Annotated in this window: 1 protein-coding gene; it reads left to right on the forward strand. The window is 46.5% G+C overall.

The window, feature by feature from the left end:
- Positions 1-260: 260 nt before the first annotated feature.
- Positions 261-355: transposase (locus tag BGK49_RS30105; RefSeq protein WP_069375812.1), on the forward strand; the 95-nt coding region annotated here is incomplete at its 3' end.

A 355-nucleotide genomic window follows, 5' to 3' on the forward strand; every position in this document is an offset into this window, starting at 1 on the left:
TCTGCATATCTGACACTTTGGTTCCCACTACTTATTTGGTGGACACCACTTTGTCTAATTCGTCAGATTCTGACCAGACGGTTCAGGCTGTACGCTTACAGATGGCCTCATCCCGGCTCTTAAAACGATAGTGGCTCAGGCTTTCATTTTTCAGCGTTCCCCAGAAGCTTTCCATCGGAGCGTTGTCGTAACAGTTTGAGGTAGCCTGAGTTTAACGGACACTCCTTCCTGAAATAGAATGGCATCAGAAGGAGCTAATAATGAGCAGAAAAACCCAACGTTACTCTACGGAGTTTAAAGCCGAAGCCGTCAAAACGGTTCCTGAAAATCAGCTTTCGATCAGTGAAGGCGCTTC

This window comes from Shigella sp. FC1544, from assembly GCF_001722145.1.
GTDB classification, from domain to species: Bacteria; Pseudomonadota; Gammaproteobacteria; order Enterobacterales; family Enterobacteriaceae; genus Escherichia; species Escherichia coli.